Raw genomic sequence first — 5,415 nt, 5'->3', positions numbered from 1 at the left:
GGGCCCGTGCGGCGGCGGGCTCGTGCGGCGGGGGAGGCCGTGCGGCGGTGCGACGGCGGGACCGGTGCGACGGCGGGGCCGGTGCGGCGGTGGGGTGGCGGGACCGGTGCGGCGGTGCGGCGGTGGGGCCGTGCGGCGGCGGGCCGGTGCGCCCGCTCGTGGCGTGGGCCGGCGGTGCGCCCGGATCGGCGGCCTCGCGGGCCACCCGTTCACCCCTCGGCGAGATCCCGCAGGATCTCGGCGAGGTCGTCCCGGGCTGCGGACGGTTCGGCGAGGCTGCGGCGCAGCAGGCCGACGGGCTCGGCCGAGCCGGGGGTGGCCACCTCGAGGCGGACGAGGACGCCGTCGTCGAGATCCGCCTGTGGCGTGCGTTCGGGGGCGAACCACACCGCGTCCGAGCGGCGGACGATCTCCCGGGCGACGGACAGCTCCAGCGTCTCGGTGCGCCCCGGCGGAAGCCGCAGCCCGGCGGACCGCCGAGGATTCCTCGCGCGTCTCCTCTTCGTCAGAAGCGGCGCGAACCTGGAAGGTGGGTGCGGGGTGCGGCGCGCGGGCTCCGGCGCGGTCGGCGGGCGCCGTCGAGCTCGACGAGGCGCTGCACCCGGTAGCGGTGGGACCGGAACGGTTCGAGCAGTTCGGCCAGGCCGCCGTCGTCGACGTCGGCCCGGCCGGTCAGCGCCCAGCCCACGTCAGCGGCGACGTGGTAGTCGCCGAAACTGACGGCGTCGGCGTCGCCGTGCACGCGGGCACGAACCTCGGCGCCGGTCCAGGGGCCGATACCTGGGAGGGAGCGCAGTGCGCGGTCGGCATCCGCGGGCTCCGCGGAGGCGAGGCGCTCGAGCGAGCGGGCCACCTTGGCGGCGGTGACCAATGTGCGAGAGCGGGCGGGGGTCACGGGCAGCCGCAGCCACTCCCAGGAAGGGATGGTGGTCAGCGTGGCCGGGTCGGGCTGGATCCACAGGTGCAGGTCGGCACCGGGGCCGGGCGCCCGCTCGCCGAAGCGGTGGACGAGGGCGCGGTAGCCGGCGTTCGCCTCTTGACCGGTGACCTTCTGCTCGAGTACCGCCGGAACGAGGGACTCCATCAGCAGGCCGGTGCGGGGCTGGCGCCAGTACGGGTGGCGGCGGGCCAGCTCGGCCACGCGCGGGTGGCGGCGGGGGGCGAAGCCCGTGGGGTCGTCCATGCCGCCGAGCATGGCGGGCACGGCGTCGAGCACCCAGGCGGCGCCGTCGCCCCAGGCGGTGGCCCGGATCTCGCCGTCGGTGGGGCGGGCCTGCAGGCGCAGCGTGGCCGGGCCCTGTGGCGTGCGGACGCCACGCCACCATGTGCCGTTGCCGTCGTCGCGGTAGGTGGGATCGGCGGCGCCGTGGCGCAGGACGGGGAGGACCTCCCCCACGGGGCACGGCCACCCGGGGTACCAGATCCGCTCCATGCCCTCCGTCATCGGGACTCCATGCCCTCCATCATCAGGGCTCCATGCCCTCCACTATCGGCACTCCATCATCGGGCCAGCGCAGATCCGGCATGCCACCCGGCCGCTCGGGCGCGCCCGACCGACGCCTCCGGCTGACCTGCCCTCCACCGACCTCCGTCGAACTCGTCACTCCGGCGACGAACTCGTATCGCAGGAGTGCGAGTTCGTCGCCGGAGTGACGAGTTCGTGGAAACTTGGCGCGCCCACGGGCCAGCTCGCGGTGAGTCTGGCCGCGTACGCCTACCTCCCCGCTGCTCTCGGCCTGACGGGCTCGTCCTACGTCGAACTCACACCCCGATCGCGGTCGACGTCGCCCGGCGTGGCAGATCCGGCCACATCTGGTGCTCATGAGGCTGGCGTGACGCGTTCTTGCGGTCATGAGTTCACACGCGCCACGATTGTGGCCGAAAGCGACGCGTCAAGGCACGGTCCTCAGCGGTTGGCACCAAGGCACGGTCCTCGACGGCCGACACCAAGGCACCGTCCTCGACGGCCGACACCAAGGCACCGTCCTCGACGGCCGACACCAAGGCACCGTCCTCAGCGGTTGACGTGGTCGGCGTCGGACTGGAGGGAGTCCCCAGGCACGACGGGCAGGGCAGCCTCGAGGTCGGGCGAGGCGAGGATGGCGTGGACGGCCGCGGCGCTGCCGCCGACGATGGTGGAGTCGACGTCGATCTCGGTGGCGACGCACCAGGCGTGGTCGGACGGCCAGAACAGGCTTGGTGACTGCGTCCACCGGGGCCAGCCGGGCTTGTAGCGGGCGATGTCACCGATGGCCGCGAGTGGTCCGCCGAGCAGGAGGTACTCACGCCCTGGTAGCGCCAGCCGAGGTGCCACCCACTCCCGGTCGTCGAAGAGCCTCGGCAAAGTCTCCGAGGTGGCGGGGCCGCCGTCGGACAGCGTCAGGTGCGTGCTGCCACCGTTGTGCGAGCCCCAGCCCTGCCAGATCGCGAAGGAGCAGTCGTCTGGGTGGCGGTGTATCCGTCGAGCAGGTCGGCGAGGGTTTGGAGGGCGGGGAGTGGGAGGTTGCCCTGGGGTGGCCTGCCGCCGTCCCAGAGGTCGGAGCTGTGGGCGTGCGGGCCGTCGGCGCCGATGAGGGCATGCCACTGGACCAGTGGATGGATCAGGCGGCCGGTGGTGCGCGCCACATCGGCCCAACGCTGGTGCGGCTCGTCGTTGCTGGGGTCGACGGGGTGCAGGATCCGGGCGTAGGCCGGGTACCCGTCCGGGGTGGTTCGGGTGACCGTGCCCATCGGGCCCGAGAGCCGGGGAGCCGGGGAGCCGGGGAGCCGGGGAGCCGGGGAGCCAGCCAGCGATCGAAACGTCCTGGAGCACCCGCGCGCGGTCGGTCCACATCGACCCACCGTGTCACGCGGAACCCCCGGCGCTGGGGCCGATCCGGCATCGGGCGGGTGCTCCGGTGCGGGGCACCCGCCCGACGTCGGGGTCCGTCACGAGGAGGCGGGGTGCCGGTCGTACACCGAGGCCAGCCGGCCCAAGGTGAGAGCGGCGAGCAGCAGGCCGAAGTCCCGCAGTGCGACGTCGTAGAAACCTGAGTAGGTCAGCAGGTTGACGATGATGCCGGCCAACCACAGCGCCACGACATACGCGCCGATGTGCGGACGGATCGCGACGAGCAGGCCCGCGACGATCTCGACGACGCCGACGATCATCATCGCCGTCGAGGCACCGAACGGCAGCAGGTCCACGACCCATGGCGCGAGGTAGCCGGCCCAGTCGGTCAGCACGTTGGTGAACTTGTCGATGCCGAAGACCATCGGTAGCGCGACGAACCCGATGCGCAGCAAGGTGAACGCGCCGAAAGCCGGGTCGGATCGCACCCGTTCGAGGGTGTGCCCCCCTGCTTGGTGCGCATGCGGGGCACTGGCGACGTTGGCGGTCATGATCAATCCTTTCTATGTATGGTTCATCTTGCTTTTACAGTCCTCGCGCACTGCCGTCTTGTCAACAGGTATCGATCAGATGATCTGGCCCGGCGGTCGGTGATCCGGCCCGGCGGTGCGCCCGAAGGGACTCGAACCCCCACCTCGTGATCCGTCGGGGTACGGGGCGCGTCGGAACTGTCGGTCGGGCCGGATCAGCGCAGGTCGCGTGAGCCTCCCGTTCCGCAGGCGTTCGCACCAGACCGCAGGTGCGCGGACACCTTGGCTCTCGGCGTGGCTCCAGGGCCACGTCCTGGCCCACGTCGTGTGCGAGCTCCCCGGCATGCGGGATGGTGACGTCGTGCCGGCCAGCAGCCGCGGGGTCGCGCCGCCTCCCGGGCCGGAGCCGCGGCCGGCGAGAGCCCGAGCGGCGACAGCTCCGACCTCGGCGGCCCGGTTGCGGACGAGCTTGCGGACGAGGTTGCAGGCGATGACGCCATGCATGGGGCCGCGCTCCGCGATCTATGGTCCGTCCGGGTAACTGTTCAGGTCCCGCTGGCTACGGGCTGGCGCCGACGGCGGGGATCCACGGCTGGCCGGTGAACAGGTCGCGGAGCACGACCATCGCGCTCTGGCCGTGTTTGCGTGCTGTCGATAGGTAGGACCGGACGTCGAGGAACGACTCGGCACCATTCTCGGAGCGCCAGCCGCCGCTGATCTTCTGCTGGAGCTTGACCATCCGAACGTCGCGTTCTGCTTGGTTGTTGTCGAACGGGACGGCGAAGTCGGTGGCGAAACGGAGCACGTCGGCGCGGTGCGTGGCCAGGCGCGTGAGCAGCGATCCGGCGGGGCCCAGGGCCGGGCGGCCTCGCTTGCCGGTCCGTGGGGGCGGCGGGTTGAGCTGCTTGCCCTCACCGATCAGCGCGTCGAAGCGCTTGCCGAACGACGCCAGCCGGCGGGCCGGCAGGTTCGTCTTGCCGTTGGCCTTCGCGATCTCGACCGCGACGTGCAGTTCCACGAGCAGTTCAGCAAGCTTGGTGGGCCACGCCTGTCCGGTGAGCTCCGCGATCCCGGCCAACTCCCGCAGGTGATGGGCATTGCACAAACCGTGAAGGGCCTGGTCGTACTGGCGGTAGACCACCAGGCCGTCGTGGATCGCGACACCCTTAAAGGTTGGGAGGATCCCGGCGGCGTCCATCGCGACCCGGCCACGCTTGCGGTCCAGGTGAAACAGCGTCCAGGTGTCGTTGCAGGCCACGTGGATCCAGTGCAACCTGCCGGCGACCCGGCCGCCGGTCTCGTCGAAGTGCGCGACCTGCGCCGTGGCGAGCTGCTCGCGGGCGATCGCCAGGAACCCATCCAGACGAGCAGCTGCGTTCGGCAGCAGTGAAGACAGCCAGCCGGTGGATACCGCCGCGCCGAACGCTTCCTCCAGGCACTCCGCGGCGCGTTCCACCGGCAGGTGCTGCCGGCCCAGCAGATACGTCGCGAGCGCGGCGACGCCTGGGCCGTAACAGGTCGGGGCGGTCGCCTCGGCAGGGAACGCCGCGCGGGTGACCGCCCCACAGCCACATTGGCGTCGCTGGGCGCGGTGCTCGATCGCGATCAGCTCGATCTCTGGCAGGTCGAAGACCTGACGGGTCTCAGTGCCGACGACGGGCGCGTGCGTGAGGTCAGCTCCGCACCCGTCGCAGCCGGTCGGGACGTGGGTGCGGACCTCATCAGGATCCGGTCGCGGCTGCAGCCGGAAGCCCTGACCGCCCTGCTGCTTACCGGGCTTACGGCCCGAGGGCTTCCGCAGCGACTTCGGTGCCGGCTTGCCCAGGCCGTCGCTGCTCGGTGGCTTCGAGGAGTTCCTGGAGTTCTTCCCCAACCGCGCTTCCAACTCCGCGACCCGCCCCGCCAACGCGGCGATCAGCGCATCGCGCTGCGTCAACGCCACATCCCGCTCCGCGAGCAGTATCAGCAGCTGCTCCAACGAAGGAGCCTCAGGAATCGGCGAACACGACGGATCGACCACGAAAAGCACCTACCTGCGGGGGAAGTCGCAGTACG

6 protein-coding genes are annotated in these 5,415 nt (G+C 71.7%); all 6 read right to left on the bottom strand.

Going from position 1 to position 5,415, the window contains the following annotated elements:
* Positions 1–209: 209 nt before the first annotated feature.
* Positions 210–389: a hypothetical protein gene (locus ACYC1Z_RS14035; protein WP_461410141.1), complete on the bottom strand. Its 180-nt coding sequence runs from the start codon at positions 387–389 to the stop codon at positions 210–212.
* Positions 390–505: 116 nt separating this feature from the next.
* The gene (locus ACYC1Z_RS14030; protein ID WP_461410140.1) at positions 506–1,444 is read right to left on the bottom strand and encodes a DNA-3-methyladenine glycosylase family protein; all 939 of its coding nucleotides are present in this window, start codon (positions 1,442–1,444) and stop codon (positions 506–508) included.
* A gap of 570 nt (positions 1,445–2,014) precedes the next feature.
* Complete coding sequence (locus tag ACYC1Z_RS14025; RefSeq protein ID WP_461410139.1) at positions 2,015–2,344, bottom strand: hypothetical protein; 330 nt, start codon at positions 2,342–2,344, stop codon at positions 2,015–2,017.
* Between the two features lie 35 nt (positions 2,345–2,379).
* Positions 2,380–2,730, bottom strand: coding sequence for a hypothetical protein (locus ACYC1Z_RS14020; protein WP_461410138.1), 351 nt, complete (start codon positions 2,728–2,730; stop codon positions 2,380–2,382).
* Between the two features lie 198 nt (positions 2,731–2,928).
* Positions 2,929–3,381 carry a hypothetical protein gene (locus ACYC1Z_RS14015; protein WP_461410137.1) on the bottom strand — a complete coding sequence of 151 codons (453 nt, stop codon included), beginning with the start codon at positions 3,379–3,381 and terminating at the stop codon, positions 2,929–2,931.
* A gap of 538 nt (positions 3,382–3,919) precedes the next feature.
* Positions 3,920–5,338 carry an IS66 family transposase gene (tnpC, locus tag ACYC1Z_RS14010; RefSeq protein WP_461410136.1) on the bottom strand — a complete coding sequence of 473 codons (1,419 nt, stop codon included), beginning with the start codon at positions 5,336–5,338 and terminating at the stop codon, positions 3,920–3,922.
* Positions 5,339–5,415 lie beyond the last annotated feature (77 nt).

This window comes from Georgenia sp., from assembly GCF_054605595.1.
The sequence above is the reverse complement of the archived record's forward strand: the minus strand, read 5'-3'. Positions and strand labels throughout refer to the sequence as shown.